The sequence below is a fragment of the Rubripirellula obstinata genome, assembly GCF_001642955.1.
In the GTDB taxonomy this organism is placed as follows: Bacteria; Planctomycetota; Planctomycetia; order Pirellulales; family Pirellulaceae; genus Rubripirellula; species Rubripirellula obstinata.
Genome location: NZ_LWSK01000048.1, coordinates 15534 through 42398, shown reverse-complemented (window position 1 = coordinate 42398; position 26865 = coordinate 15534). Strand labels below are relative to the sequence as shown.

Below are 26865 nucleotides of genomic sequence, written 5' to 3'. Positions count from 1 at the left end.
GGGACAAGCCCGCAACGGAAATCGATCGAGTTGCCTCCTACGATTCGAATGGCCGCATTGGACTGAAAGCGGAACAAATTCTTAATTGCAAAATACTATGTCAATACCAAAGATTTAGCGGCCCAGGCGTTGCCCACGCGGTTAAACGAACTAACACGTGTTTTCCGGCACCAAAACTCTTCACGACGTTGGGCCGTGTTCTTAACAAAACCGAAAACTACTTGGTGGCGAGAGTCAACTTTAACCAGAATCCCTGTCAATCGTCGCTGCTTGATTTCGATCGCCGGAATACGGCGACGACATCATCAACGGGGACCACAAACAATTGATTGTCGTGTTCCAAGTCCACTGGAATCGCGTTCTTGGGGTGGAACAGGATTTTGTCGTATTGCCGAAGCGGTAATTCTTCGTCGTTTTCAACCGCTGCACTAATCGTCACGATGCGGCCGGTGATCGTTGGGATCTCCGCCGCATCGGGCAGTGCAATTCCGCCACGGGTTTCGCGTTTGGGTTCGTCCTTGCGGACCAGAACCCGGTGGCCGATCGGTTCAACTTGCTCAAAGTCAGCAGACTTTTTCTTCTTAGCCATGAACTAGGATCCCGCCACAAAACTCTTCGCATGCGATTCACGTTTCGCCAGATCCAAGTCGTGCTCGGTCATGATTCGGGCTAGTTCTTCCAGGTTGGTTTCCGCTTCCCAGCCCAGTTTTTCCTTCGCCTTGCTGGCGTCGCCCAACAACAAATCGACTTCGGCGGGACGGAAGTATCGCGGATCGATTTCGACATAGTCTTCGTAATTCAAATCAAGTTGCTCGAACACTAGTCGGCAAAAATCGCGAACCGATTCAGTCCGGCCGGTTGCCAGCACAAAATCATCAGCTTCGTCATGTTGCAAAATCCGCCACATGCCTTCGACGTAATCTTTGGCGTAACCCCAGTCACGTTTGGCGTCCAAGTTTCCGAGATACAGTTTGTCCTGCATGCCAACCTTGATTCGGCCAGCCGCCCGCGTGATCTTACGGGTTACAAATGTTTCACCACGACGCTCGGATTCGTGGTTAAACAGGATTCCGTTGCTGGCGAAAAGGTCGTAGCCGCGACGGTAGTTGACCGTTTGGTGAAACGCATAAACCTTGGCACACGCGTAGGGCGATTGCGGGTTGAACGGTGTCGTTTCTTTTTGCGGCGTTTCCAAGACGTCGCCGTACATTTCACTGCTGCTGGCTTGATAAACCTTGGTTGTCTTTTTCTTGTTCAGCAATCGAGCGGCTTCCAGCACATTCAACGCTCCGACGCCGACCGTTTGCAGTGTGTAAACCGGTTGGTCATAGGAAACGCGTACGTGACTTTGCGCGCCCAGGTTATAGATTTCATCCGGCTCGATTTCCAAAACCAGATTGGAAAATGCTTGGCCATCGGTTAGGTCACCGTAATGCAAACGCAAATTTGATTTGTCGTGAACGTCTTCATACAGGTGCTCGATTCGCTCGGTCGCAAACGTGCTGCTTCGTCGAACCAATCCATGAACTTGATAGCCCTTTTCGAGCAACAGTTCTGCCAAATAACTACCGTCTTGGCCGGTGATTCCAGTGATGAGTGCTGATTTTGTCATGATGAAGATTGAGGCGTAAAGTGAAAAGTCGGTAGTGATTAGACCGAACGTAATTGTTCGGATTGGGTTTCGTTAAGGAAGCTTTGGTAGGTTCGTTGCAGCCCTTCGGCCAGGCTGACTTGATGTTTCCATCCAGTCGCATGCAATCGAGTTGCGTCGGTGCATTTGACAGGAGTGCCGTCGGGTCGCGAAGGATCGGTTTCCACTTTGCCTTCGTAGCCCACCGTCTTGGCGACCATTTGCGATACTTCCAGAATTGTTGAATCAATTCCTGTACCGACATTAACCCAATCCGGCGGATCGTCCAGTTCGCATAGATGCAACAATGCGTCGGCCAAGTCTTCGACGTACAAAAATTCGCGGCGAGGTGAGCCGGTTCCCCAAATCGTGACGCTAGGAGCACCCGATAGTTTGGCTTCGTGAAATCGCCGAATCAATGCCGGCAGCACATGCGAATGTTCGGGATGATAATTGTCGCCTGGGCCGTAAAGATTCGTTGGCATCGCGCTGTGGAACATCGAACCGTACTGACTTCGGTAATACTGACAAAGCTTTAAGCCAGAGATTTTTGCCAACGCATACGCTTCATTGGTCGGTTCCAACGGACCGGTCAGCAACGATTCTTCTTGGATCGGTTGTTGGCAATCGCGTGGGTAGATGCAGGTGCTGCCAAGAAACAGGAATCGTCCGACATCGGTTTGATGGGCCGCACGGATGGCCGAAATCGCCATCAGGATATTGTCAGACAGAAATTCGACCGGATAAGTCTTATTGGCAACGATGCCACCGACCTTTGCGGCGGCAAAAATTACGACATCCGGGCGATGTTTCTGGAAATATGAAAGTGTGGATGCTGAATCGGTCAGGTCCAATTCTGACCGCGATGCCGTCAGGACCTCAACCCCGTCAGATTTACGCTGTTCAAGTTTGCGCTGGTCAAGCAAACGGCAAACGGCGGATCCCACCATTCCGCGGTGCCCAGCGACAAAAATACGTTTTGCGGTCGTTAATTTCATAGTCGGGATGATAGTTGGCTAACTACTTCAGCGGGAGACCATGGGAACCGAAATTGGTCGCCCTGACCGAAAATCTAACGATTCTACCGGCTAATCCGGTCATTGCCTTGAATCCGATATCGGTGACTGGTGCGGTTGGGAAGACTTAACCTTTGCAGGTTGATCCTGGACGCTTGTTCGCCGATCACTAATCTTGTGACCACCTTCGATAGCATTCCAACGAATGGAATGTGCCAATGAATGGCGTGAAATGGTGCGTTTGCAGGTGAACCTCCTTTTTTTCACGGATGACGTACGGATGCGTAAGGAAATTAAACGATCGCTTTTGCTTTGGCCGCTTGTTGCGTCTGCTTCGATCACTGCCGCCAGCTTGATGCAAGTCGCATTGCCAAGCCTGAAATGTCAAGTCAGTCAGGTAATGGCCAAGACCGGGTCGGTAATCAACAGCCAGACCTTGGGCCAAGATCTGTCTAACGCGTTTAGCCAATGGCAAAGCGACGGCGGATCGGTCATGGCATCGATCTGGGATCGACAGGACCGCAGAAAAGTGGCAGACGCCGATACCGGCCCGATCGAGTTCCACGCGTCATCGGTCGCTGGATACAGTCATTCCAGCGCAGCATCGGTGAAGAACGGGACGTCGGCAAACAGCCACGCTCGGCTGCTGGCACCGGTACGCAACGAGTCGCATGAATTGGCGGGAATGCCTCGCGATCGTCGCAGCGTTTCGGTTGCGATTGCGGCCAAGCCCAATGCGTCAGTCGGAATGACGGATGCTGATTCGATCATCTCGCTGGACCAACTGCTGGCCAATTTGTGGACCGCCGACACGATCGATCTTAGCGGCAAGACACCGCGAGGACGTCACTTTGCCGGGTCGAGTCCGATTGGTGCGGGAGCGATTGCAACGCTGGGGTCATTGGCTTCGCCGAACGATTCAGCGGACGGCGTTCCAAACCACGTGGCTTCGCTTCGTCGAACCGACAACGAAACCATCGTTGACAGCGGAGTCCTGGAACTGTTGCCCGCGAAGTCGTCACTGCCCGAATCCACGCGAGTGCTCGGCAAGCCGTCGTCATCTTTGGTCGCGGATGATTCTGAGGCCACGAAGAAGTCGGTTTCCAAACCCAACCGCGATTGGCCCGCCGGTTGGCCAGCGACGCCGCGATTGGATGAACAGATTCAATCGCTGAACGATCTGATCGCTGAAAGTGGCAACGCGGAAATCGCGTCTTGGATTGAAGGTATCGCCGCCCAGCTAAGTTCGCTGCGATCACTCAATCGTCTGGGAGCCGACGAGTCAGGTGTTGCAATCGAGACGCTTGCTGAACTGGCAAGTCAGGGCATTGCAACGGCGGAATCGGTCCAGGATCGTGACGTCCAAGTCAGCATGTTGCAGGTCGCTCACGCGATCAACCGACGCGTCGCTGTTTGGAATCCCGTTTGGCAGAACACTCGCGATGCAAAACCGACGTGGATGGTCGGCGACATTGGATCGACGGATGCGGCGGCTCGTTTGGATAAGGTCAATGATGCCCTGGCAATCGTGATGGCTGAACTGTCCGAAACGGGTGACTTGCAAGGTTGGAGCGACTTCCTGCTGATCGATGAAGTGGTCGCTGCCGCTTCGCCGACCACCGGCAGCCCCGAATCGCGATCAATCATCGCCCAGCGTTTGCTGTCGCGTTTGGATTGGCACGCTTTGGAAGGCGAACACCTGCGATGGTTGCGACGTGATTCGGTGATGAACTTGGCCGCCGCGATTCGTCCGTGGACGCACGCAGTTGTCGATTATTCGGAACTGCTTCGCCAAATCGAACGTCAGGAATCCGATGCGATTGACCTGGCCGCGATCGATATCGCCAGTGCCGTGCAAGCTCTGCGATACTCCGAAAACGCCGAGGCATCCGCGGTCGCAAAGTCGTTGGACGTGTACTATCGCAACGCCAACGTTCGCTTTGCACTGACCAACGCAATGTTGAATCGCATGTTGCCATCGGTTTCGCCAAAAACGGTTCCTGTAAAAACGACGGTGATGGGAACGCGAGTGCGTGGCATCAGCCACATCAACACCGACCTGAACGTGATGCTGAAACCAGCAGCCGATCGCTGGGCGTTGCAGTTTCAAACGTTGGGCAATGTCCAAACGCGATCAACGGGGCTCAACGGTCCGGTTGCCGTGCAGACCACTGGCCAGAACCAATTCAGTGCAACCGCGCCGATCGAAGTCACGCGAGACGGTGTTGATTTGGGGGACGTGCAAGTCGATGTTCGCGGCCGCACCAAGTTGATGGGCGTTCGCAGCAAGTATGACGGATGGCCGTTGGTCGGTGCGTTGGTTCGCAGTTTTGCATCCAGCAAATTTGATTCGATGAAGCCAGTGTCCGACCGAATCGCGTCTGACAAGATCCGCGGTCAAGTCGCATCCGAAATGGATCAAAAGCTTGACGAACAGATCGAATCGGCGACCGATCAGTTGAGCAAGATGGTCCTGGGGCCGCTGGGCAAGATGAAACTGGATCCGCAAGTCGTCGACATGGCGACCACGGATTCACGACTGCTGGCTCGTTACCGCTTGGCCGGCGATTGGCAACTCGCTGCTTTCACACCGCGACCGCGTGCCCCGCGCACCAGCTTGATGAGTGTTCAGGCACACCAATCGGCCGTCAACAATACGCTGGAACAGTTGGTTCCGCGTGACGAACCGATGGCGATCGACGAAGTGATCACCCGAGCCGCAAGCATGTTCGGTCAATCGATCGAAATCCCCGAGGATGTGCCTGGCAACGTGACGATTCAATTCGCCCGGACTCGTCCGATCACGGTTGAGATCGAAGAGAACCGTTTGTGGATCACGTTGCGAGTGGTCAAGCTGAGCCGCGACGATTCGGCCGCCCTGACCAACTTCATCGTCCGTGCAGCTTATCGCCCCGAAGCCAGTGGCTTGCAAGCGTCGTTGGTTCGTGAAGGCCACCTGCGAATCAGCGGTCCTGGCATGTCGATGCGAGAACGATTGCCAGCTCGAGCGGTGTTCAACAAAGTGCTGTCGCCCAATCGCAAGCTGCCGATGACGATGCCAAGCTTGGTAGACCACCCCGCAATGCAAGGCTTGGCGATCAGCCAGTTCGAGCTACGCGACGGTTGGATCGGAATCGCAGTCAGCGAAGACAACGCACCAAGAATCGCGTTGAAGCCGTAGGCAATGCTACGTGTTAACCGCGTGGGCAACGCCCGCGTGTTTAGGAACGTACGACTTTTCATAGTCGCCTTTCGCTCCGCGAAAGTAGCATCAGCAACTGCGAGTTAGGCCCAGAGGGCCGGCAGCTCCCTGCCGGGTGCGCGAGCACCCGGATCGCTGCCCCACATCAAAGTGAGATATAACGATGCTATCCGGGGATTTACATCCCCGGCAGAGAGCTTCCGTCCCTACCGGGACTATTCACCAGCGTTATGATCGCAGATCGATCAACGACAATTTGCATTGATTTGTTCGACTTGCCTTGGGATGAGTGACGAAACCAATCCGGCGGTAATTAATACGACGTCCCCTGCGAAAGGCGACACTTATTCCCCGCTCGTTGCTTAGTTCGTTTAGCCGCGTTGGGCATCGCCCCGCGCGTTTCGGTGGCGCACGACGCGCGGGGCGATGCCCACGCGGTTAAACGATTTAGAACCCTTCACGGCGTTGTGCTGCGCCCAACGCCATGAAGAGTTTTCGTCCGGGAAAACACGGTTAGGAACATGCGACTTTTTATAGTCGCCTTTCGCTCGGGACGTCGCATCAGTTACTGCGCGTTAGGCCCGGAGGGCCGGTAGCTCCCTGCCGGGTGCGCGAGCACCCGGATCGCTGCCCCACATCAATTCTCTGGCTCGGTTTCGCGGCGTAGCCGCGAAACCGAACCAGAGAAGAACTGAGATATAACGCTGCCATCCGGGGATTTACATCCCCGGCAGAGAGCTTCCGTCCCTACCGGGACTATTCACCAGCGTTATGATCGCGGTTCGATCAACGACAATTTGCATTGATTTGTTCGACTTGCCTTGGGATGAGTGACGACATCAATCCGGCGGTAATCAATACGACGTCCACTGCGAAAGTAGCGAATCCGCTGCTTTCGCGGAGCGAAAGGCGACTATAAAAAGTCGCACGTTTCTTAGCACTGTCGAACGCGTGGAATGTTGCCCACGCGATCTAACATTGTTCAAACCTACGGACTGACCAAGTCCAGAATTCGACGCATTTCGGCGACGGCTTCTTTCATGCCGACCATCACGGCGCGGCTGACGATGGAATGACCGATGTTCAGTTCGATCATGTTGTCGATCGCGGCAACGGGGCGGACGTTGACGTAGTTCAGTCCATGGCCAGCATGCAATCGAATGCCCGCGTCGCAGGCGATTTTGCCGGCATCGATCAAACGACCAAGTTCGTGCTGGTGAGCTTCGCCTTTGGCCAAGGCATAAGGCCCGGTGTGGAGTTCGACTGCATCGACGCCCAGGTCCGCGGATGCTTTGACTTGATCGGGTTCAGGATCGATGAACAGGCTGACCAGAATTCCGGCTTGTTTGAATTGCTCAATCGCTTTTTTGATTCGGCCAGTATCGCCAGTCACGTTCAATCCGCCTTCGGTCGTGACTTCTTCGCGACTTTCGGGGACCAACAACGCCCAATCCGGTCGGGCGGCCAGCGCGATCGCGACCACTTCATCGGCGCAAGCCAATTCCATGTTCGTTTTCACGGTCACCGTTTTCATCAACACTTCCACGTCCCGATCCTGGATGTGCCGACGGTCTTCACGCAAATGAAACGTGATTCCGTCCGCGCCACCCTGTTCGGCGAGCGCCGCAGCGACCACCGGATCGGGTTCAAAAGTCCGACGAGCCTGACGGACCGTCGCGACGTGATCAATGTTGATGCCCAATTCAATCATGGTGTTAGCTTTTAGCGATTAGCGATTAGCGATTAGCAATTAGCAATTAGCCTTTCAAAAACAACTAGCTAATAGCTAAACGCTAAAAGCTAATCGCTCTCTCAAGAATCGACTTCGACTTTTTCGCCTCGGGAATCGCGGCAATCGAGTTCGAGGTGTTCTGGGTAAAGAGCTTCGCTGCCTAGAATTTGCACCGTCATCTTTCCCAGATCTTCCATCTCCATCACATCCCGACGCTTGCGGTTATTCAAGTGCGCGGCGACTTCATCGTTGACTCGCACCGTCACGCGTTCGATGTGCTTGTTCTTAACCGCCAGCGCCAGCGTTCGGATCACTTCGATCGACATGCTTTCGGCAGTCTTGACCAAGGCTCGGCCGTCACAGCATGGGCAATCGCGGTAGATGCTGCGTTTCAGACTTGGGCGAATTCGTTGACGAGTCATCTCGATCAAACCAAACGGACTCGTTCTCAGAATTTTGGTTCGCGCCCGATCGCTGGCCATCGCGTCGCGAAGCGTATGTTCGACTTTACGACGATGACTTTCTTTTCGCATATCGATGAAGTCATTGACGATCACGCCACCAAGGTCACGCAGACGCAATTGGCGAGCGATTTCTTTGGCTGCGTTGATGTTCATCCGGAACGCGTTCTCTTCCGCGGAATCGTTGCCGCGGAAATTGCCGCTGTTGACGTCGATCGCAACCAGAGCTTCAGTCGGATCGATGACGATCGAACCGCCTTCCTTCAAGTGAACTTGGCGTTGATTGATTTTGACAATTTCTTGTTCCAACTTATGAGCGTGGAACAGTGGCACTTCGCCCTCGTACAATTTCAAGCGATCAACGACACGTGGCATCACCATTTTCAGGAACACACGAGCCTTTTCGTAGGACTCTTCTTCGTCGATCGTGATGCTGTCGATGTCATCGCTGTAAATGTCGCGAATCGTTCGGATGATCAGGTCGCTTTCCTCGTACAGAACGCCCGGCTGAGACGTTTCGTCCAAGCGTTTGACAATCGACTTCCACAATCGAAGCAAGTAATCGAGGTCGCGTCCCAATTCCTCTTCTTTACGACCAGCACCGGCGGTACGAACAATGAACCCCAGACCCTTTGGCGGGTTCAAGTTTTTCAGGCATCGCTTCAACCGTTTGCGATCGTCTTCGTCTTCGATTTTGCGACTCACACCAACGCGGGCGAGCGAAGGCATTAAAACTAGGTAACGACCGGGGATTGAGATGTAGGTGCTAAGCGTCGGTCCCTTGGTGCCGATGCCTTCTTTGATGACTTGGACAAGGACTTCGTCGCCGCGTCGGAAAATTTCTTGGATGGGTGGTTTGTTGCGAGGACGTCCGCCTTTGTAGGCGTGTTTGTTGCCGCGTCCGGTTTCGCGAGCCCGTTTGGCGGCGGCTTCGGCCATTTCGTCCGATTCCCGCATGATTTCTTCGGGGTCGTAACCGCCTTGGCGGAAGTACTGCGGTTCCACGTCGCTGATGTGCAGGAACCCGTTTCGGCCGACGCCAAAGTCAACGAACGCAGCTTGAATGCTGGGTTCTAAGTTGACGATTTTGCCTCGGTAGATGTTGCCCGCGAACGCCTCGACACTTTTCCGTTCAACGTAAAGTTCGTCGAGTCGGTCGTTTTCCAGGACGGCAATGCGGCACTCCTCTGGCTGCAGCACGTTAATTAACATTTCTTTCTTCATCGATATTCACCTCTGGGGGTGTTGGGCCAGCTTGATGCGTTTGTCCGGAAAGGCCGAACGGTTTGCATGGACGCTGACGGTTTTGTGTACGGTTTTCATAGTCGCCTTTCGCTCTGCGAAAGAACGTCGTAGCGTTGATTTCGCGTAGCGAAAAGCGACGATGGGTTTAGGCATGCGTTATCGGGACATCGCCCGAGCAGGCGTAATGTTCGGTTTCTGTGTTGTCGTATTCTTTTTGCAGATGAACCCGGATCCGAGTGATGGTGGCACCCGCTTCGATCCAGTCATCCAAGCCCAACAAATCCAGCACGTCGGTCGGTTTCAAAACCGCGCCTTGTGGATTGTTGATGGTTAGGTTCAGTGTTTTTGTTCCGTCGGAATCCGCCGCGATCTCGATCGTTTTCATGTTGGCGGGAATGTCGAACTTTTGAGTCTTCTTTTTTCGTTGTATCGAAACGCTTGGCGTCGCCATCAATTTGTCGATCTGCGTTTGAACAGCAACCCAATCGACCTGAAAAGAGTCGCCGGTTGGAACGCTGACGACATAATCGCTGCGATCGAGTTGAGCTTTCCCGAAACCTTCTGGCAGCTTTCGGACGCTGCAAATCGTCAATCCAGGTTGGTTATCATCCACTAATCGCTTCAATAAGTCAGCGGGTGACAGGTCTTCGGCAAGTTCTATTTCAACCACTTCGTCGAGTGATTCGACGCCAAGTGCCAAGGCAGACGGAAACGCGATCCGTGGTTTGGGGTGGAATCCTTCGGTCATCGACAATTTCAGTGATGCTCGCCGCACCAAACGTTCCCAAAGTGTGGCCAAGTCACGGTGGCTGATCCAACGCAGCAAACCTGTTTTGCCAAATCGAATCCGGTAGCGGATCCGCAGTGCGGGTTCAGTATCCGGTGCGGGTTCAGTATTCAGCGCGGGTTCAGTATCTGGCGCTGATTCCGTTTGCGTTTCCGCCGCATCGTTTTGGACTCGATCGCTCATTCGACCACCAATTCAGGCACGAGTTCGGCGATCTGGTTTAACAGATACATGTCCACTTCTCTGGCCGCTTCCAGCGTCATCGCCCGCTTGGCAATTTCTTCGCACCGAGTGATTGAAACGGACCGAATTGTTTTTTTGATCGTTGGGATCGCCGACGGCGGCACACTTAAACTTCGCACGCCAAGACCCAACAACAACAACGCGCGACCAGGCATGCTGCTCATTTCGCCGCACACCGACAGCGGCACGTCGGATGATTTGGAAATCTTGACGCAGGACTGAATCAACCGCAGCACTGCCGGGTCAGACGATTGATACAAATCGGCGACGTACTCGTTGCCGCGATCGACCGCCAAGGTGTACTGAGCCAAGTCGTTGGTGCCGATGCTTAGGAAATCCACTTCCTTGGCGAACATGTCCAGCATGATCACCGCCGCGGGCACTTCGACCATCATGCCAACCGGAATGTCGCTGCGGAACGGAACGTCGGCGTCCTTCAAATCTTCGGCGACTAAATTCAACAGCATGCGTGCTTGCCGCAGTTCTGCAATCGTTGTGATCAGCGGGAACATGACGCGGATGTCACCATGAACCGCCGCACGCAGGATCGCACGCAACTGAGGCCGAAACAAATCCAGATTCCTCAGACTCAACCGGATGCTACGCAGCCCCAAACACGGGTTGTGTTCGTTTTCGGCCAGCGGGCGATGCCCCATTTTGTCCGCACCCAAATCCAACGTCCGAATCACGACCGGGCGACCGTGCATCGCTCGGACGACTTCGCTGTACGCGTTGTAGTGATCCTCTTCGCTTGGTTCTTCTTCGCTGGACAGATACAAAAATTCGGTTCGATACAAACCGATGCCGTCGGCACCTCGCGCGACGGCGGCTTTGGTTTCGTGCGGGAATTCGATGTTGGCTGACAGGCGAACGCGAACACCGTCGGCAGTTTCGGCGGGCAACTCATGCAGTTCCGCCAACCGCTCACTCAGCGAAACCCTTGCCTTGCGTCGCTTCCGATAGCTGGCGATTGTTTCTTCGTCCGGGTCCACGACCACTCGGCCGCGATCGCCATCGACGATGATCAGAGTACCGTTGCTGACTGCGTCGATAAAACGACCGATTCCGACAACCGCTGGCAGCTCTAAACCTTTGGCGACGATCGCGGTGTGCCCGCCGCTGCCGCCGGTTTCGGTGCAGAAACCCTGCACGTGATCGCGATCCAGGTTGGCTGTTTCGCTTGGCGTCAGCGTTCGCGCCAGCACGATTGTGGGCTCGGTCAAATCGGCCAGCGGCGGACGGCTGACCGCACCCAGCTCGAACAGCAATTGCTTTTCGATATCCAATACATCTTCGGCACGATCGGCCAGCAACGGATTGGCCAACCGCCGCAGCGCCCCGGCATAGTTTTGCAGGACTCGGTTGACCGCGTAGGCCGCTGATTCGTGATCGTTTTGGATTCGCCGACGCAGTTCAGTGTGCAGCCGCGGATCGTTCAGCATTTGTAATTGGGCGGCAAAGATGTTGCCGGTGTCTTCGCCCGCGGCGGCAGACGTCGAAGCTTGGTTTTCACGAAGCCGCGATCCGACGGCTTTGCAGGCGTGATACAGGCGCGTGAATTCGCCTTCCGCTTCACCAGCGGGTACAAGAATGTTGGGGACGCGATAGCCTTCGGTATCCAACACCAATGCTGGACCGATCGCGACTCCTGGCGATACGGGAATGCCTTGTAATTCGATCATGGTCCAGGCGTACTCGACCGGCCGCCAGCGTTTGCCGCTGGGCCGGTTTTGCCGAAAGACTGATCCGTCGTTGTGAGGTTAGGTGATTTGTGAATAAGGAATCACAAGCCGCACCTGAGACTCAAAAAGTCTGACCTTGCGCTGTTCCGTTGCCCTGGTTGTGGGTGCCTTCGCCTGCACCTTCGCCGGCCGGTTGATCGCCGCCGGTTTCGTTGCAAGGTTCGTTGCCAGCGGCAAAACCACTCTCGAACAATGCAGTGATGCATTGCAGAGCTTCCGCCGCGTCGGCACCCTCGGCTTCGATCTTTAGCTCGGTGCCTTGGTCGGCTCCTAACGTGATCAGCGACAAGATGCTTTTACAGTCCACCATTTCGGCGTTCTTGCCGATCAAAATCGATGAACTGAATTGGTTGGCGGTACGGACCAATAGATCCGCTGGGCGAAGGTGCAACCCTTCCGGGTTTAGCACGGTGACGATTTGTTTCAGAGGTGCTGTGCTCATTAGCCCGAGACGAATTGATTATCGTCGGCTTCTTGCAACAGTTGCTGAATGTCGGCCGGAGCTTTGCTCTGTTTCAGGAACCGGCAAAACGTGTCGTCGCGAAGTTGGCGAGAAATGTTTTCAAGGGCTCGCAAGTGATCGCCGGGACGTTCCGGAGGACTGATCAACAGGAAGAACAATTGAACTCGTTCGCCGTCAAGCGAATCAAAGTCAACGCCGTCGGTGGAAACGCCAACGGTGCCGACCAACTTTTGGACGCTAGGGTGTTTGGTGTGAGGAACGGCAACGCCGCGGCCGATGCCGGTGCTGCCCAATTCTTCTCGCTTCATAATCGAAGCAATGATGTCATCTTTTTGGTCGGCTGCGATCTCGCCAGAATCGGCAAGAGCTTGGACCAATTCGGTGATGACCGCGTCTTTGGTGTGCGAAGACAGTTCCGCTTGGATCGCGGTTGGAGTGATAAAATCTGCGAACTTCATGATAAGAAATTATTTCCACGAATGGAGGGCTGTGTGATGATGATCAAAAGACGGGAACTATTCCTCGTCTGCAACGATCGGTTCGATGTGTTTGATTCCAGTGGCTCGGTGGCCGGTCTTTTTCTGTTTGATTTTGCGCAGTTGCTGTTCCACCTTGGGGATGGTCAAGTCGATTGCCGAGATCACGGTGTTGGATTCGGCGGATGCGACCGGATTGTCAGACCCTTCCACCGAAACCTTGATTTCCACCATTGGCTTGTCCAATTGTTTCAGATCAATCGTGACGTCGATCGAATTGATGCGATCATAAAGACGTCGAAGCTTCTCTACCTTTTCGACGACGAGTGGCTGGTCGCCAGGTTGAAGGTTGCCGTGTCTTGCTGAAACATTGACCTGCATAAGGTGTCTCTCCGTGCGGTGAATCCGTGCGTTGAATAGAGGGCCAGAAAGTCGTGATAGCGGTTGCGACATCGCTTGTCGAAAACCGTCCGGCGTTGGACTCACTTTATCATAAGTGATCCTGGCCCCCAAGAATAGCGAACCTTGCCAGAAGAAGTGGTATCAAATGTCGGCCGTATCGAGCTGAGCGAAATTCGGCCGACAGCTCAATAAGGCCTCCTTTCATCATGGCCAGCTTTACAACGTTAGCCGATGAAGGTCGTTCCCTAACGCCGTGAAGAGTTTTTATCCAGTAAAAACCCATTGTTTTGTTTAGCCGCGTGGGCATCGCCCCGCGCGTTTCGCCCCGCATGGACGGGCGGGGCGATGACCACGCGGTTAAACAGTTTAGAAACCCTTCACGGTGTTGGTCGTTCCCCCCAATCGCCGAAATAGTCCCCGTGGCAGAATAAACTTGGCCGTGGTAAGCTTTCCGCTCGACTTGCGACAGATTTTTTTCTGCCGCTGGTTGCCGTCAATTCACCCGTACACCATTACTCTGAACCCCGATCCGCACATGGCCCGCAAGGTCGTCAGTCGAAAGGCAAAAGCTGCCGAGGCGGAAGCCGCCGAAAAGCTCATTTCCGATGCCAAAGCCAAGAAAAAAGCTGGCAAACGAACGAAGAAGAGTGCAGCCGATCTAAGGTTGCGTCTCTACTGGGGCGTGTTCAGCCAGAACCTCAAACGCGTCGCCGTGTTTGAGTTTGACCAAAAAGCAGACGCCGAAAAGCGAGCTGTCGAACTCAGCAAGGGTGGCAAATCACCCCACTTTGTTCAAAAGGTCAAAGAAGAAATCAAGCCCGAATAGGTTTCAGTCAAGCTTGATCCGATCGTGGACTGAACCCTGGCGGGATCAGCTTTGCTTTAAAATGGTCTCGGAGGATGACGCCAGCTCGATGTTCCGATTCATTCCGTCGCTGACATTTTTTCCGGTGTCCAGCACGACAGTTGGACCCAGCACGACAGTTGGATACCGACGCTGCCGATGAATCAAGCCAACCGCCTGTCCGATGCACGCGTACCGGCCGAGTGGGAATCGCTCGACTGCGTTTGGTTGGCGTGGCCTCACAACCCAAACACTTGGCCCGGCGATAAAGACGGCGCGACGCGACTGAGCCGAATCCCGGCGGTCTTTGTCGAAATCGTTCGATCGATTGCGACCACGACGTCTGTAAAAATTTTGGCCGATGGCGATGCCGCGAATCAAGCCAGGCAACTGATCGGCGACATCGATGGCGTGACCATCGTGACCGCAAAAACCAACGATGTTTGGGTGCGTGATTATGGCCCGACGTTCGTTCAATCACGGTCCACCGGCAAAATGCACGCGGTCGATTGGCAATACAACGCGTGGGGCGGCAAGTATCCGCCTTGGGACGACGATGCCGCCGCGGCAAAAACGATCTGTCAGTCCGCAGGCATCGGTCGCGCAAAGAGCAAGCTTTGTGTCGAAGGCGGCGCGATGGAGTTTGATGGCGACCGACGGATGCTGACCACGCCAATGTGCTTGCTTGGGCCAACGCGAAATCCCGATTGGACTGTCGAACAAATCTCGCAAGAAATTTACCGACAAACCGGCGTCACTGAAATCGTTTGGATCGATGGTGGCGGTTTGCAGGGCGACGATACTGACGGGCACATTGACCAACTGGCACGATTCATCGACAAACAAAACGTCGTCGCCGCCGTCGCCCCAAAAGACGATCCCAATCATCAAGGTTTGAAAGAGAATTTTCTGCAGTTGGAATTGTGGGGCGAATCGACTCGGCCACAAGTCACCATTCACCCGTTGATGATTCCGCCCGCGCGGTTCATCGACGATACTCGTGTCCCCGAAAGCTATTGTAACTTTCTAAGGCTCGGTCCTGACCGAATTTTGTTGCCGTCCTTTGATCCGAAAACTGACGCTGCGGCAATCGAAACCGTCGGTTCGATCACCGGTTCGATCACCGGCGCGATTACCGACGCCACGATCGAACTGATTGATTGCCGAGAACTCGTTTGGGGGCTCGGTGCATTACATTGCTGTTCACGAGATCAACCCGCTAGCCAAATTTGAAACCACGCTGCCATGAACGCCAACGTTTCCACCGCCGCCGATTCGCTACTGCAGCAACTCGGAAACCGGCCTCGCCCCAAAGTTGGCATCATCCTGGGCAGCGGTCTGGGCGGCTTGGCTGATCAGATTTCTGACGCCTTGAAAATCGATTACGAATCAATCCCTGGGTTCGTACGATCCACCGCAGGCGGCCACCGCGGCCAATTGATTTTCGGCGAACTGCAATCTGTTCCCGTGGTCGCGATGGCGGGTCGTTTCCATCGCTACGAAGGTTGGACGAACGACCAGGCCGCGTTTCCGGTCGAAGTCATGCACGCAATCGGTGCCGATTCACTGATCGTCAGCAACGCGGCGGGCGGCGTGAGTCCCAAGTTGGCGGTTGGCGACATCGTGATTTTGAAGGATCACCTCAATTGGATGGGCGGCACGTTCCAGTTCAATCAAGCCCGGTTGATTCAAAAGCAGGGAAAAGAGTCCAGCGAAGTCATTGGCGGAATCAATCGAGGCCAAATCTACGATCAACCGATGGCAAAAATTGCTCAGGAATCTGCGATGAAAGCCGGGTTCTCAGCAAACTTCGGCACCTACCTGGCGACGCTTGGCCCGACCTACGAAACGCGAGCCGAATACCGAATGATGCGAAAATTGGGGGCTGACGTGGTCGGGATGAGTACCGTGCCGGAGGTCTTGGTCGCGAATGCCCTCGGAATGAGGGTCTTGGGTTTGTCGATGGTCAGCAACGTCGCCGACCCCGATCGCCCCAACGTCGCAAATCACGAAGAAGTTTTGCTCGCGGGCCAGGCCGCAGGTGCTAAGATGGAAACCATCGTCCGAGGCGTGCTAAGAAGAGGCGTGCTAAGAAACTGTCCCGAATCAACTTCTCGAACCTCCCCGTAGCTGGGCCCGCCAGGGTTCAGTCCACCAGGAACCCAACCCAACCGAACCCAACTGATCGCTTGAAAAATCTCTGATGCCCAAAGATCCATCCAAGCCGATTTCCTCCAAGCCCGACGCCGCGATGTCGCGGTCGTCCGGGGTGAATCTGCTGGCGACTTGTCAGTACGAATTCTCGATGGATCAACTGGGCACGACAGAGCTTCGTGATGCCATTTATTCGGTTCCGCTTTCCGATTCCGACGAAGAGTTAACGTCAATCCTGATCAAGAGCAACAAGCGTGACCATGCGTTGATGCGGATCAACCGTGCCGTGGACATTCGCGTCGATGGATCGCTGGGCCATTATGCGTTCGCGCTTTGCAGCGATGCCGAATTGCGTTGCGAAGGCCACGTCGGTCACGGCGTCGCCGAAGGCATGTCCAGCGGCACGGTTCGAGTTCGCGGCAACGCGGGCGACGGTGCGGGTGCCGCGATGACGGGCGGCACGTTGGCGGTGTACGGTTCCGCAGGCGATCGATGCGGCGGTGCGATGCGAGGCGGTGGGATTTTTGTTCGCGGCAATGTCGGTGATCACTGTGGAATCGGTGCGCTGGGTGGTTTGATGGTGATCGGCGGTGACGCAGGCGAATTTCTAGGCGATGCGATGAGCAACATGACGGTGTTTATTCGTGGCAAGGCGAAGAGTTTGGCCGACGGAGTGACCGAGGCTCCGCTGCGAAAACGAGAACTGCTGCGGTTGGGGTTACTGCTTCTCAATGCGTCGATCCGCGGCGAGGCAAAGGATTTTCGGCGCGTCGTTCCGAAGGCGTTGTTGGAAGCCGAAGAAGCCGGACGTGGCGAAGTCAATCCAAGTTGGCGGTCGTAATGGAAAACCGTCTTGGCTCGCTCGTCTTCCTGCCGCCGGCAACCGGTCGCAAATGGCAGGGACACGTTCAAACGCAATCGCCAGCAATGTTCTACAGCAATCCGCCGTGGCATACGCTGGTGCCCACCGCCGCAGATGCCTTGGCTGCCGCGATCGCTGATGAAGGCGTCATCGTTTCGGCGTTGTTAAGTGATCTGTCAAGCAAAGATGAACCGTCGCATTTCCACGGCGAGCCAAACGCTGAATCCAACGCTGAAATTGGCGCTGAAACTAACGCTGAAACCCGGCGCCGAATCGTTCCCTATCGAGCGGAGCGTTACGGAATTTCGCCGCAGGATTTTGATGGAGCCAGCGTGATCGATTTTCGGTTGACCGTTCCGCGTGACAGCGATGGTCGGTACGCGTATTCGCCGAGCCAAATTGCCCGCTGGGAATCAACACCGCCCGACAAACCGCTCGGTGGCGGCAGTTGGATTCCGGCCGCATCGTTTCCGCCCGACGTGTCGTCGTTGCAAACACTGTCAATCAAAATTCAACAACTAAAAGTACTGTCGCCATCGGCAATGGTGCTGGTATCGTTGTTTCCACATCGCTTGGAAACTGAATTGCCGCAAATTTTAACTCAAAAACCCGACGGTATTTTGCTGCGTTTAAGCGACGAAGAACTAACACCGCTGCGGATCGCCAAATACATCCAGCAAGCTCGCAAATTGATCGACGATTCGGCTGTTCAATCGACTGGCAAGTCAACTGACCAAACAACGCCGCTATGGATTGAAACCAGCGGCATGACACCGACCGACGCCGTTAAGCTGACACATTTCGGCGCAACCGGCGTCAGTATTGATCCCTGGTGCAACGACTTGTTTCAGTACGTCAGCGAAACCTTGGAATTGGGCATGTATCATCCGCCAAAGTCGCCGCAAATGCGATCGGTCGCCGAATCCAGAATCCCAGCGATCGTCCAACACATGCTGTCACCGTACCTAGACGAATTCCGCGGCTACGCAGAATCCCTGACCGGCCTACCACCCGACGCCCGCATCGCCACCACCGACCCAACCTGGTCCAAAACGCTGAACGTTCCACTGCTGTAAAAATCTTTACAACCAGTGCAACCTCCGTTTTGAAAAACAATGTTTTTTTCAGGGCATTTACCTCTCCCGCTGCGCGGTGGAGGTAAATGTTGGCATGCACCTCGCACACCATTTTTTTGACAACAATTTTTTTGTCTATCTCTTCCTACCCACGAAGCATATCGCTGCGCATATTCGTCAACTGAAACTGATTGCGATAGATCGTTTTTCCTTTGCAAACAATCTTCCCTGAAAAGTCAAAAACCTGATCAACGTTTTCATCCAGCTTGATCGAGATCGAGAGCTGGTCACCGGGTCTTGCGAATCCCCGGTAGCGACCAAATTTGACCTTCACCAGAACGCCCAACGCGAACTCGTTGAAATCCGGATCGTGAGTGTTATACGTTTCCATTGGGTTGAAGTTACCGGCGATCAAAATCCCGGCACTCTGAGTCGTCATCTCCTGCATGATTGCACCGGGCAAAACGTGTGCGCCTGGAAAGTGCCCCTGGATAAAGAATGCATCTTCAGCAACGGTCGTGGTTGTCTCGATCGAATCGTCCGCGATTTCAGTGACGGCATCAATCAACAAGTATGGCGGGCGATGGTGCAGATAATCAGCGACAGATTCAAAACGATGGCGAAAAAGGTCAGGCATTTTGGGCAGAGAGATTACGGGAGATCAAAAGAAGATGAAATGAAGCAAAGCGTTGTCGATTCAGCCGGTTGGACAAGTCGTCCTGGATTCCTATTCTGTTTGGATGAACCACGCACTCAAACGAATGTACGCCAGAACGGTGTTTTATCCGACCCTGGCTTGGAATGTCACGCTGGGACGCATTTTGAAAGTGCGAAATTGGTGGGATTCGATCGACGATAACGTGATCGTTGGTGCTCGCCCATCCGCCCGCGATGTGGCAGTGATGCATGCCGCCGGCGTCCGCGCGGTCGTCAATACGTGCGAAGAATACGCCGGGCCGACGAAACAGTACAGTGAACACGGCATCGCCCAATTGCACATTCCGACCACTGATTTCACGCACCCCAAATTGCAAGACGTGATCGATGCGGTCGAGTTTGTGCAGCAACACGCAAGCGCCGGCGAAACGGTCTACATCCACTGCAAAGCCGGCCGCGCGAGAAGCGCGACGGTCGCACTGTGCTGGTTGATGAAGTACCGATCGATGACCGCGATGGAGGCACAAGCATTGCTGCTAAAATGCCGTCCGCACGTCAACCCAAGATTGCCCGAGCGACCGGTGGTCAAGGAGTTCGCGGAAACGCTTCCAAACGCATGAAGAAGAGACGAATCTGTCAGCCCTATAGAGCAACGCTGTTGAAGCCTTTCTAAACCGTTCAACTGTGTTGTGCATCGCGCCATGCGTCGTGTTCTCATCGGAACCCGCTACTCGTCTTCCTCTTCCTCTTCATCTTCCGGCGTAGGCTCCTCCGCGTCGTCCTTGGTGAGTTCGTCCAAGAAAGCTTGCATTGAGTCGGTCATGCGTTGTGGTGCCAATTCGATTGCCTTTGTTTGCAACGCGATGGCGGCGTCGGTGTCGCCGACGTGAGCCTTCAAGTGAGCCAACGTATCCATCGCGGACCAAGTCAAATCGACCGTCGAATTCTCCGTCGCACTTTCCAGAGCGTCGATCGTGGCGGCGACGATTTTCGCGTCGTCGGGATAGCCAGCATCCACCGCTTGGAATACCTTCCATGCCCAGGCATTGGTGACAGAACCGTCGCCGTCCTCAAGTTCTCGCAGCGTTTCGATTTCGCTTAAAACGGCTTCGCTGTCTTGGTCACGTAGTGCTGATTCAAGCTTAATGTTGGACAGGTAACCTTCGTATTGCGATCCGGTAAACAATTCTTGGTTTTGCTCCAGGGTCTCGAGAGCCTGATCGAAATTTTTGCTTCGGTGCGCCTTCATAATCTCCATGAACAAGGTGAACCGTTTTTCTTCGCGAATGAACTCTGCTTTTGCCTCTTCGCGATCCCAGTCACCAGCGACGATGTTAGCCAAAGGTTCGTCCATCGCCATCGGGTGGCCGATCCACTCGACGTGTCCATCACTACCGACGATGAAGGCACACGGGATGCCTTTTCGATCAGCCGCTTCCATGTAGGATCTGTAGGCGGAGCCATCCGGATCCGCGGTCAAGCTATACGCCGCGGTCAACTCGCGGTACGTCACGGGCTCTGCTTCTTCGTCAGTTTCCTCGTCAGTTTTGTCTTCGGCATTTTTGTCTTCGGCGGAATCAGACTTGTCTGCTGGTTTTTTCATTGGCAGTCCGATGTTGGCTGGCTTATCCAAAAACTTTTCGACCGTCTCAACTTTTTCCCGCGTGATGCTGATAATTTGAACGGACTGGTCGGCATACTCCTTTTGCAGTTCGGCCAAGTGGGGCATGCTGGATATGCAAGGCCCACACCACGTGGCCCAAAATTCCACAACGTAAACCTGACCCGGTTCGAATTCAGTGACCGGCGGCCTGGTGCTCGTAAACCAGTGCTCAACGTCCAATGGCGGAGCGACTAATCCAATGGCGAGTGGTTCAGGCGGGGGCTGCGATTGAGATGATGGATCGTCGGGTTCGACTTCCGGCGACTTGGCTGGTTGCAATTGCGTGGCTGCCACGGACTCCGGAACCGTCGAAGATTCTGCCAGGTCGCTAGAGTTGTCATCTGACGACCGACTGCACCCCGCCACAAAGCAGACCAATACCAAACTCAATTTCCGTACTGCGTTCATGATCGATTCTCGCTCGGTTATATTGTCTACTGAGATGATTCTAGGACTCGGTGCCCGTTACTCATTGCAACCACAAAATTAACATAAACGACTTCATCACTCTTCGAAAGGCTACGAGTTCTTTGACAGGCCACAGTTAGCGTCGCGTGAATAACAACTGACGAGCTTTGAGGTAGCGAAAGTCGCAGAGACTTTTGATTTCCGCACGGCCGAATCTCTCTGCGAGATTCGCTACCTTAGTTTTTTTTCGCGATGCTCATCTCGAGCAAGGACGGCAACCGGGATCATACGGCTATAATAGAATTCCGTCATTGAATTGCTCGATCCAATCGGCTTGACGGCTTCGGGTTTGAACAGCCCACTATCAACCTATTTTTCAACTCGCACCTGACTGCATCCCCATCCATGCGACTGCTTGACCTCGTCACACCAAAAGATCTCTCGCGAGTTGCCAATCTGCAACTGCTCGCTCGCGAAGTGGTGGAAGGGTTGAGCAGCGGTCGTCACCGGTCGCCGCAGAAAGGATTCAGTTCTGAATTCAAAGAACATCGACCCTATGTCGCCGGTGATGAACTGCGGAATATCGATTGGAAGGCGTTTGCGAAAAGTGATCGTCTTTACATTCGCGAATTTGAAGAAGAGACCAATTTGAAATGCACGTTGTTGGTCGACCAAAGTGGTTCGATGCAGTATTCGGGCGATCGAAGCGGCGGGCAATCCAAATACGATTACGCGCAAGTGTTGGCCGCGTCGATTGGCTATTTGCTGTTGTCGCAACAGGATGCGATTGGCGTCGTCACCTTTGACAATCAACCACGCACGATCGTTCCGCCTCGCAGTCGTCCGTCGCACCTGACCGCAGTGATGACGGCGATCGCACAATCGGCCAGCCGCCGCAGCACGGATCTTGGCGAAGCGATTCGCAAAATTTCACCGAAGTTGAAACGCCGCGGGTTACTGGTTCTGATCACCGACGCGATGAGTGATCTGGAATCGCTTGGCAAGTCGCTGGCACAGCTTCGCGGTCAGAAACATGAAGTCCTGTTGTTTCAAATCCTGGACCCAGATGAGGCCGACTTTCCGTTCCAGGGACGGATCGAGTTTCGTGACTTGGAAAACCTGGGGCGTCGTGAAATGGTCGATGCGAATTCGGTTCGCCAGCGGTATCTTGCCAAGTACGAACAGCATCAAACGCAGCTTCGCGAGACATGCCGTCGCCACCGGGTTGATCTTGTCGAAGTGAAGACGGATCGGCCGGTGGTGGAGATGTTGCACGAGTATCTTTCGCAACGGAGACAGCGGCCGTGACGTTAATCAACGGCTTGCTGGCGCTGGGTGGATTGGCGTTCACGATCCCGCTGGCGATCCACCTTTTTTATCGCAGTCGTTTTCGCACCGTCGATTGGGGAGCCATGCACCTGATCGAAGGAATGATGCGCACCAATCGGCGACGCATCCAATGGCTGAATCTATTGTTGCTGTTGGTCCGATGTTGCGTGCCGATTTTGTTGGCGTTCTGTTTGGCACGGCCATTGTTGACTGGTTTCCAAGCGTTGCCCGGTGACGCGGCCCAATCGGTGGTGATCGCGATTGACGATTCACGCAGCATGGGATTCGCAACGTCGGCTGGTCGCGTTCGCATGGACGACGCCCACGACGCAATTGATCTTGTCTTGGATTCGCTCACTCGCCGCGACGAAATCATCCTGATTCGCAGCAGCGATCCGTCATCGCCGATCACGCGAATCGGTCCAGCAACCGCCCGGTCCTCCATTGACGCCACCAAACCGCATAGCGGCCCCGTCGATCTGGCCGGGTTGATTCAATCAGCCAGCGCAGCCGCAAAGCAGGCATCCCAGCCCAATCCACGCGTCATGGTTGTTTCCGATTTTCAGACCAACATGATCGATGACGCTTCGCTTACGCGTTTGCAAAGCTTCGCTGAATCTGTGTCAGATCAAGGCACTAAGTTTGAATTTCTAAATATCGCAGCGGATCAATCAGCGGACCAGCAAGCAAACGTCTCCGTCGAATCAATCACCATGGAATCAGCCGCCGCCGTCGTGGAACGTCAAGCGGTGTTTTTAGCTCGAATTCGCAATCACGGCGATGACCCAATCGAAGCAGCCAACGTGGTCTGGTCGGTCAACGGAAAGCGTGAATCTTCAAAACCAATCACCGTTCAACCGCGGTCGTTTGCATCCGTGAAATTCGTTCGGACCTTCGACACGCCTAGCCCGGTCGCGATCACGGCCTCGATCGAATTCGCCGATTCGCTGGCGGCGGACAACCAGCGAACGCTGGCCGTCGATGTGATCGAGCAAGTCAATGTGTGGTTGGTGGACGATGCGAACAAAAGTCGTTTTCTGCAGGTCGCATTGTCTCCGTTTGCATTTAGCGGCTCTCCGTTGACGGATCCCGTCAAAACCACCCGCATTTCAACCGCGGATCTGCAAACCAAGCTGCCTGTTTCCGATCCTGATGTCATCGTGTTAGCCGGATTAACCGAACCAACGTCGAACCTACGTCAAATCATCGGCGACTACGTCCATAACGGCGGTTCGGTGATCCTGTTTGACCAAGCCGGTTTAGATCAAAAGCGATTGAATTCGAGCTGGGGAACTGCCGCAGATTCTTTTCAGATGCCAGCCGAATTGGGTGAATCGATCGGCAGTGATTCGCCGGATGGCGATCTGTTTGCGATCGCTGGGCGGAACGCTGACTATTCACCTTGGGCGTTGTTCGGTGACACGTCGCGAGACCTGTTTTCCGATGTGCAGGTGTCAAGTTATCGACAACTGCGTCTGCGTTCCGGCGAATTAACGACCACATTAGTTTCGCTTGAATCGGGCGACCCGTTGATCGTGATGTCTGATCGCGGTCTCGGACGCATCGTTCAGTTTGCGATCGCCGCGGACGCAAGCGGATCGACGTTGCCGCTTCGGCCCGTGTTTGTTCCGATGATCCAGCAAATGGTTTTGGATCTGGCCGGTTCCAACCAGTCGATGAATTTTAACGTCGGTGAAACACTGGTCTTGGCAACGTCAGATCTAATGCCGCCCGATCAAGAAAACGCAAAGCAGGCCGCGTTCTACTTCACGCGACCAGGCCAAGACGACCGATTGATTTCGCCACAAGAACTTGACGGCCGATCAGTGCTTGCGGTTTCCAACACATCCAAGCCGGGCGTCTATCGTTTTCGTTCCGTTGTAAAAGAATCGTCAATCGCCAAGCAGTCGATTCGCGTGATGGAAGTGCTGCCGTCCGAATCGATATCGCGTGGCGTCGATCCGGCTCGGGTACAAAACGCCGCCGATGCGATCGGAGCCACGGTTTATGGTGAACCGAAATCGCTGATTGAGGACGATCAAACTGGGCGGTACGGTCGCGAAATTTGGCGTTGGATTCTGTCTGCGTTGTTGTTCGCGATGATCGCCGAGCTTTGGATTAGCCAGCGGTTGGGTCAGCATTCCAGTGGTCAGCGTTCCACTGGTCAGCAGGTGGAAACCGCATGATCGCTTCGCTTCGATTTTCGGGTGACATGCCAGCTTGGTTGGTGATCGTGGCGGCGATCGTTTCCGCGTTTGCCGTGCTGCTTTACTATTTGCGAGAAACCAGATCGTTGGATTCATCGGCTAGCTTCTTAATCCCCAGCCTACGAGCCGCTGCGGTGGCTTTGGTGATCTTCATTCTGGCAGGCCCGATTTGGCATTCGCAGGTCACCGTTGGCAGGCTTGGCCGCGTGGTATTTGCCGTCGATCAATCCGCCAGCATGTCCGCGCCGGACACGTCACCGACAGGCAGCGGCGAAACGTCTCAAACAGATTCCGCGGTGTCGCGTGTCGATCGGGCGAACCGTTTGTTGGAAGGGAATCGTGACAACGAAGGCTGGGTCGAGCGACTTGCGAACACGCATCAGGTCGAGGTGTCTCCGTTTTCCGCTGGCAGTCGCACCGACATTGGTTCAGCACTGGCGGCGGTGTCGAATTCCCTTACGGCAGCGGACTCCGGTGAAGACGCTAGTCATACCGCGGTCGTTGTTTTTTCAGATGGTCGTAACAACGCTGGTCCATCGCCGCTGGACGAATCAGCGGCGTTGCGGATGGCGGGCGTGACTGTTCACACGATCGGAATCGGGAATCTTGATGAACCGCCGGGCGTTGGCATTTCGGCGGTCGAACATCCCGATAGCGTTGCACCCGACGGGACGTTGAAAGGGAAAGTCCAACTGTTGCACTCGATGGAAGGCAACCGTCAGGCGACAGTTCTAATCGAAACCGATGATCAGCAAACGCTCTGGGAAAAAGAGATCACGCTCGCGTCGGGGAACCGGCAATCGGTCGCTTTTGAGATCGACGTTGAAACTGCGTTGCAGAAGATCGCTGGTGACGCGGTTTCTGGAATCGATCGTGGCACCAAGGTGATGAATCTGCGAGCGGTGGTGCGCAGCGATGGCGAAGACTGGATTCGCGAGAACAATCGTTTTGATTTTCGAGTTTCCGCAGCAACGCGTAAACGACGGTTGCTAATCCTGGACGGTGGAAGCCGCTGGGAAATGCGGTATTTGAAAAACCTGTTCCAACGTGATCCGGGTTGGATGGTCAACACGGTCCTGTTCGGAATCGGCACCGATAATCCTAGGATGTTGCACGGCGATGGTGATGGAGATGACGATGGCAAATTTCCTGACGATCAGGAATCGATGGGCAAGTATGACGCTGTGGTGTTGGGCGAGATTCCGGCTGAATTTTTTGACGAACGTGATTCGCAGTTGTTAAGTGATTTTGTGAACCGCGGTGGCGGTTTGATTGTCATCGATGGGCAATACGGTCAAGTCGGCGAACTGATCAAGACGCGTTTGCCTGAACTGATACCGGTTCGTCACGACGAAGTTGTTTCTGCACCGCCCGAGTCGATCCAGCTAACGACACTCGGAAGTCAGCAACCGGCGATTGATTTGTTTGGCGACGCGGGCCAGTTGGAATCGTTCTGGCGGAAACTGCCTTCACCGACGATGACGAATTCGGTCAGTCCGGCGGCGACGGCTGAGGTCTGGGCCGAAACAGTCGATGTTGGTGGCGGTCGTTCGCCTTGGTTGGTGACGCATTTGTTTGGCGGCGGGCGAGTGTTCTATTTTGCGTCGGATCAAACTTGGCGTTGGCGTTACAAAGTCGGCGATCGGTTTCACGCAAGGTTTTGGAACCAGATCATGGAGGCCGCGATGCAACCGCCGTATTCCGCCAGTGACGAATACTTGGCGGTCGGCACGGATCGATTGGAATACGAATCCGGTGGGTCGCCGATCATTCGTGCTAGGTTGCAGAACATCGATGGCGGCCCCGTTGGTGATTCGACGGTCGATGCGTTGTTGGTTTCAGACAACGAAGTCGTCGCGACCGTTCCGCTGGTGATCGATGATCCGCAGCGTGGAACCTACCGCGGTCAGGCGTCCGGGTTGCCCGATGGATCTTACGAAGTGCGGATTCGGGCGAGTGGTTTTGATCAGGCGGCACTGCGTGCGACGACTCCGATTTGGGTCGGTGGAAACGACGCGGCGGAATGGAATCGGATCAGCGTGAATGACCAGGGCTTGTCAGCGGTCGCAAAAGCGGGCGGCGGTGAATACCGTCACGAATCTTCGGCTGACGAGATTTTCACGCGACTCGAAATGCTTTCCACCGGTCGCGTCGTTGAATCCGATGTGTCGCTGTGGGAATCGTTCTATTGGTTCTGGGCAGTGATGGGATTACTGACCGCTGAATGGGTGCTAAGAAAACGAAGCGGGTTAGTATAAGAATTTAC

At 54.7% G+C, this 26865-nt stretch carries 22 protein-coding genes; 10 read left to right on the top strand and 12 right to left on the bottom strand.

The genetic code is table 11. The features are described from left to right. Nucleotides 1-256: 256 nt before the first annotated feature. From RC85_RS13400 to RC85_RS13390, 3 genes are read right to left on the bottom strand one after another with little or no spacing between them, the layout of a single operon-like run. Nucleotides 257-589: a co-chaperone GroES gene (locus tag RC85_RS13400; protein WP_068263545.1), complete on the bottom strand. Its 333-nt coding sequence runs from the start codon at nucleotides 587-589 to the stop codon at nucleotides 257-259. 3 nt (nucleotides 590-592) lie between these two features. After that, nucleotides 593-1612, bottom strand: coding sequence for a GDP-mannose 4,6-dehydratase (gene gmd, locus RC85_RS13395; protein ID WP_068263543.1), 1020 nt, complete (start codon nucleotides 1610-1612; stop codon nucleotides 593-595). 38 nt (nucleotides 1613-1650) lie between these two features. Beyond that, nucleotides 1651-2628, bottom strand: a complete 978-nt coding sequence (locus RC85_RS13390; protein WP_068263541.1) for a GDP-L-fucose synthase family protein — start codon at nucleotides 2626-2628, stop codon at nucleotides 1651-1653. A 298-nt stretch (nucleotides 2629-2926) separates the two neighbouring features. Between RC85_RS13390 and RC85_RS13385 the strand changes: the two genes are divergently transcribed. After that, the gene (locus RC85_RS13385) at nucleotides 2927-5827 is read left to right on the top strand and encodes a hypothetical protein (protein WP_149752507.1); all 2901 of its coding nucleotides are present in this window, start codon (nucleotides 2927-2929) and stop codon (nucleotides 5825-5827) included. A 1009-nt stretch (nucleotides 5828-6836) separates the two neighbouring features. Here RC85_RS13385 and RC85_RS13380 read toward each other — a convergent pair. The 7 genes from RC85_RS13380 to hpf form a co-directional block, all read right to left on the bottom strand. After that, nucleotides 6837-7559, bottom strand: a complete 723-nt coding sequence (locus RC85_RS13380; RefSeq protein WP_068263534.1) for a pyridoxine 5'-phosphate synthase — start codon at nucleotides 7557-7559, stop codon at nucleotides 6837-6839. Nucleotides 7560-7660: 101 nt separating this feature from the next. Further along, nucleotides 7661-9265 (bottom strand): Rne/Rng family ribonuclease, encoded by a 1605-nt coding sequence (locus tag RC85_RS13375; RefSeq protein ID WP_068263530.1) that lies wholly within the window; start codon nucleotides 9263-9265, stop codon nucleotides 7661-7663. A 166-nt stretch (nucleotides 9266-9431) separates the two neighbouring features. After that, complete coding sequence (locus tag RC85_RS13370) at nucleotides 9432-10256, bottom strand: TIGR03936 family radical SAM-associated protein (RefSeq protein WP_084422638.1); 825 nt, start codon at nucleotides 10254-10256, stop codon at nucleotides 9432-9434. Continuing rightward, the gene (ptsP, locus tag RC85_RS13365; RefSeq protein ID WP_068263528.1) at nucleotides 10253-11998 is read right to left on the bottom strand and encodes a phosphoenolpyruvate--protein phosphotransferase; all 1746 of its coding nucleotides are present in this window, start codon (nucleotides 11996-11998) and stop codon (nucleotides 10253-10255) included. Before ptsP ends, RC85_RS13370 begins: the two co-directional genes overlap by 4 nt. A gap of 121 nt (nucleotides 11999-12119) precedes the next feature. After that, complete coding sequence (locus RC85_RS13360) at nucleotides 12120-12500, bottom strand: HPr family phosphocarrier protein (protein WP_068263526.1); 381 nt, start codon at nucleotides 12498-12500, stop codon at nucleotides 12120-12122. Continuing rightward, on the bottom strand, nucleotides 12500-12979 hold the full coding sequence (locus RC85_RS13355) for a PTS sugar transporter subunit IIA (protein WP_068263523.1): 480 nt from the start codon (nucleotides 12977-12979) through the stop codon (nucleotides 12500-12502). Before RC85_RS13355 ends, RC85_RS13360 begins: the two co-directional genes overlap by 1 nt. 57 nt (nucleotides 12980-13036) lie before the next feature. Next, on the bottom strand, nucleotides 13037-13378 hold the full coding sequence (gene hpf / locus RC85_RS13350) for a ribosome hibernation-promoting factor, HPF/YfiA family (RefSeq protein ID WP_068263520.1): 342 nt from the start codon (nucleotides 13376-13378) through the stop codon (nucleotides 13037-13039). A 556-nt stretch (nucleotides 13379-13934) separates the two neighbouring features. Here hpf and RC85_RS13345 point away from each other — a divergent pair. From RC85_RS13345 to RC85_RS13325, 5 genes are all read left to right on the top strand, one after another. Continuing rightward, nucleotides 13935-14225, top strand: a complete 291-nt coding sequence (locus RC85_RS13345) for a hypothetical protein (protein WP_068263558.1) — start codon at nucleotides 13935-13937, stop codon at nucleotides 14223-14225. A gap of 177 nt (nucleotides 14226-14402) precedes the next feature. Further along, nucleotides 14403-15476: an agmatine deiminase family protein gene (locus tag RC85_RS13340; RefSeq protein ID WP_084422637.1), complete on the top strand. Its 1074-nt coding sequence runs from the start codon at nucleotides 14403-14405 to the stop codon at nucleotides 15474-15476. 12 nt (nucleotides 15477-15488) lie between these two features. Further along, nucleotides 15489-16373 (top strand): purine-nucleoside phosphorylase, encoded by an 885-nt coding sequence (locus RC85_RS13335; protein WP_068263518.1) that lies wholly within the window; start codon nucleotides 15489-15491, stop codon nucleotides 16371-16373. Between the two features lie 73 nt (nucleotides 16374-16446). Next, nucleotides 16447-17238, top strand: a complete 792-nt coding sequence (locus tag RC85_RS13330; RefSeq protein WP_235033119.1) for a GltB/FmdC/FwdC-like GXGXG domain-containing protein — start codon at nucleotides 16447-16449, stop codon at nucleotides 17236-17238. Beyond that, nucleotides 17238-18335 (top strand): hypothetical protein, encoded by a 1098-nt coding sequence (locus tag RC85_RS13325; protein WP_068263516.1) that lies wholly within the window; start codon nucleotides 17238-17240, stop codon nucleotides 18333-18335. Before RC85_RS13330 ends, RC85_RS13325 begins: the two co-directional genes overlap by 1 nt. A gap of 145 nt (nucleotides 18336-18480) precedes the next feature. Here RC85_RS13325 and RC85_RS13320 read toward each other — a convergent pair whose 3' ends face one another. Beyond that, a complete protein-coding gene (locus RC85_RS13320) occupies nucleotides 18481-18972 on the bottom strand; it encodes a 3-hydroxyacyl-ACP dehydratase FabZ family protein (protein ID WP_068263513.1) in 492 nt (163 codons plus the stop codon). A gap of 52 nt (nucleotides 18973-19024) precedes the next feature. Here RC85_RS13320 and RC85_RS13315 point away from each other — a divergent pair, with 52 nt between their 5' ends. Beyond that, nucleotides 19025-19612 (top strand): dual specificity protein phosphatase family protein, encoded by a 588-nt coding sequence (locus RC85_RS13315; RefSeq protein WP_338060581.1) that lies wholly within the window; start codon nucleotides 19025-19027, stop codon nucleotides 19610-19612. A gap of 107 nt (nucleotides 19613-19719) precedes the next feature. On the opposite strand, the gene RC85_RS13310 is transcribed toward RC85_RS13315, so the two are convergent. Further along, complete coding sequence (locus RC85_RS13310; protein ID WP_084422636.1) at nucleotides 19720-21063, bottom strand: redoxin domain-containing protein; 1344 nt, start codon at nucleotides 21061-21063, stop codon at nucleotides 19720-19722. A 405-nt stretch (nucleotides 21064-21468) separates the two neighbouring features. On the opposite strand from RC85_RS13310, the gene RC85_RS13305 reads away from it, so the two are divergent. Genes RC85_RS13305 through RC85_RS13295 form a run of 3 tightly spaced genes read left to right on the top strand, consistent with a single transcriptional unit; the run spans nucleotide 21469 to nucleotide 26857 of the window. After that, a complete protein-coding gene (locus tag RC85_RS13305) occupies nucleotides 21469-22371 on the top strand; it encodes a DUF58 domain-containing protein (protein ID WP_084422635.1) in 903 nt (300 codons plus the stop codon). Beyond that, nucleotides 22368-24578 (top strand): BatA domain-containing protein, encoded by a 2211-nt coding sequence (locus tag RC85_RS13300; RefSeq protein WP_068263508.1) that lies wholly within the window; start codon nucleotides 22368-22370, stop codon nucleotides 24576-24578. The genes RC85_RS13305 and RC85_RS13300 overlap by 4 nt, the downstream gene beginning before the upstream one ends. Next, the gene (locus RC85_RS13295) at nucleotides 24575-26857 is read left to right on the top strand and encodes a VWA domain-containing protein (RefSeq protein WP_068263507.1); all 2283 of its coding nucleotides are present in this window, start codon (nucleotides 24575-24577) and stop codon (nucleotides 26855-26857) included. The genes RC85_RS13300 and RC85_RS13295 overlap by 4 nt, the downstream gene beginning before the upstream one ends. The last annotated feature ends 8 nt before the right edge of the window (nucleotides 26858-26865 follow it).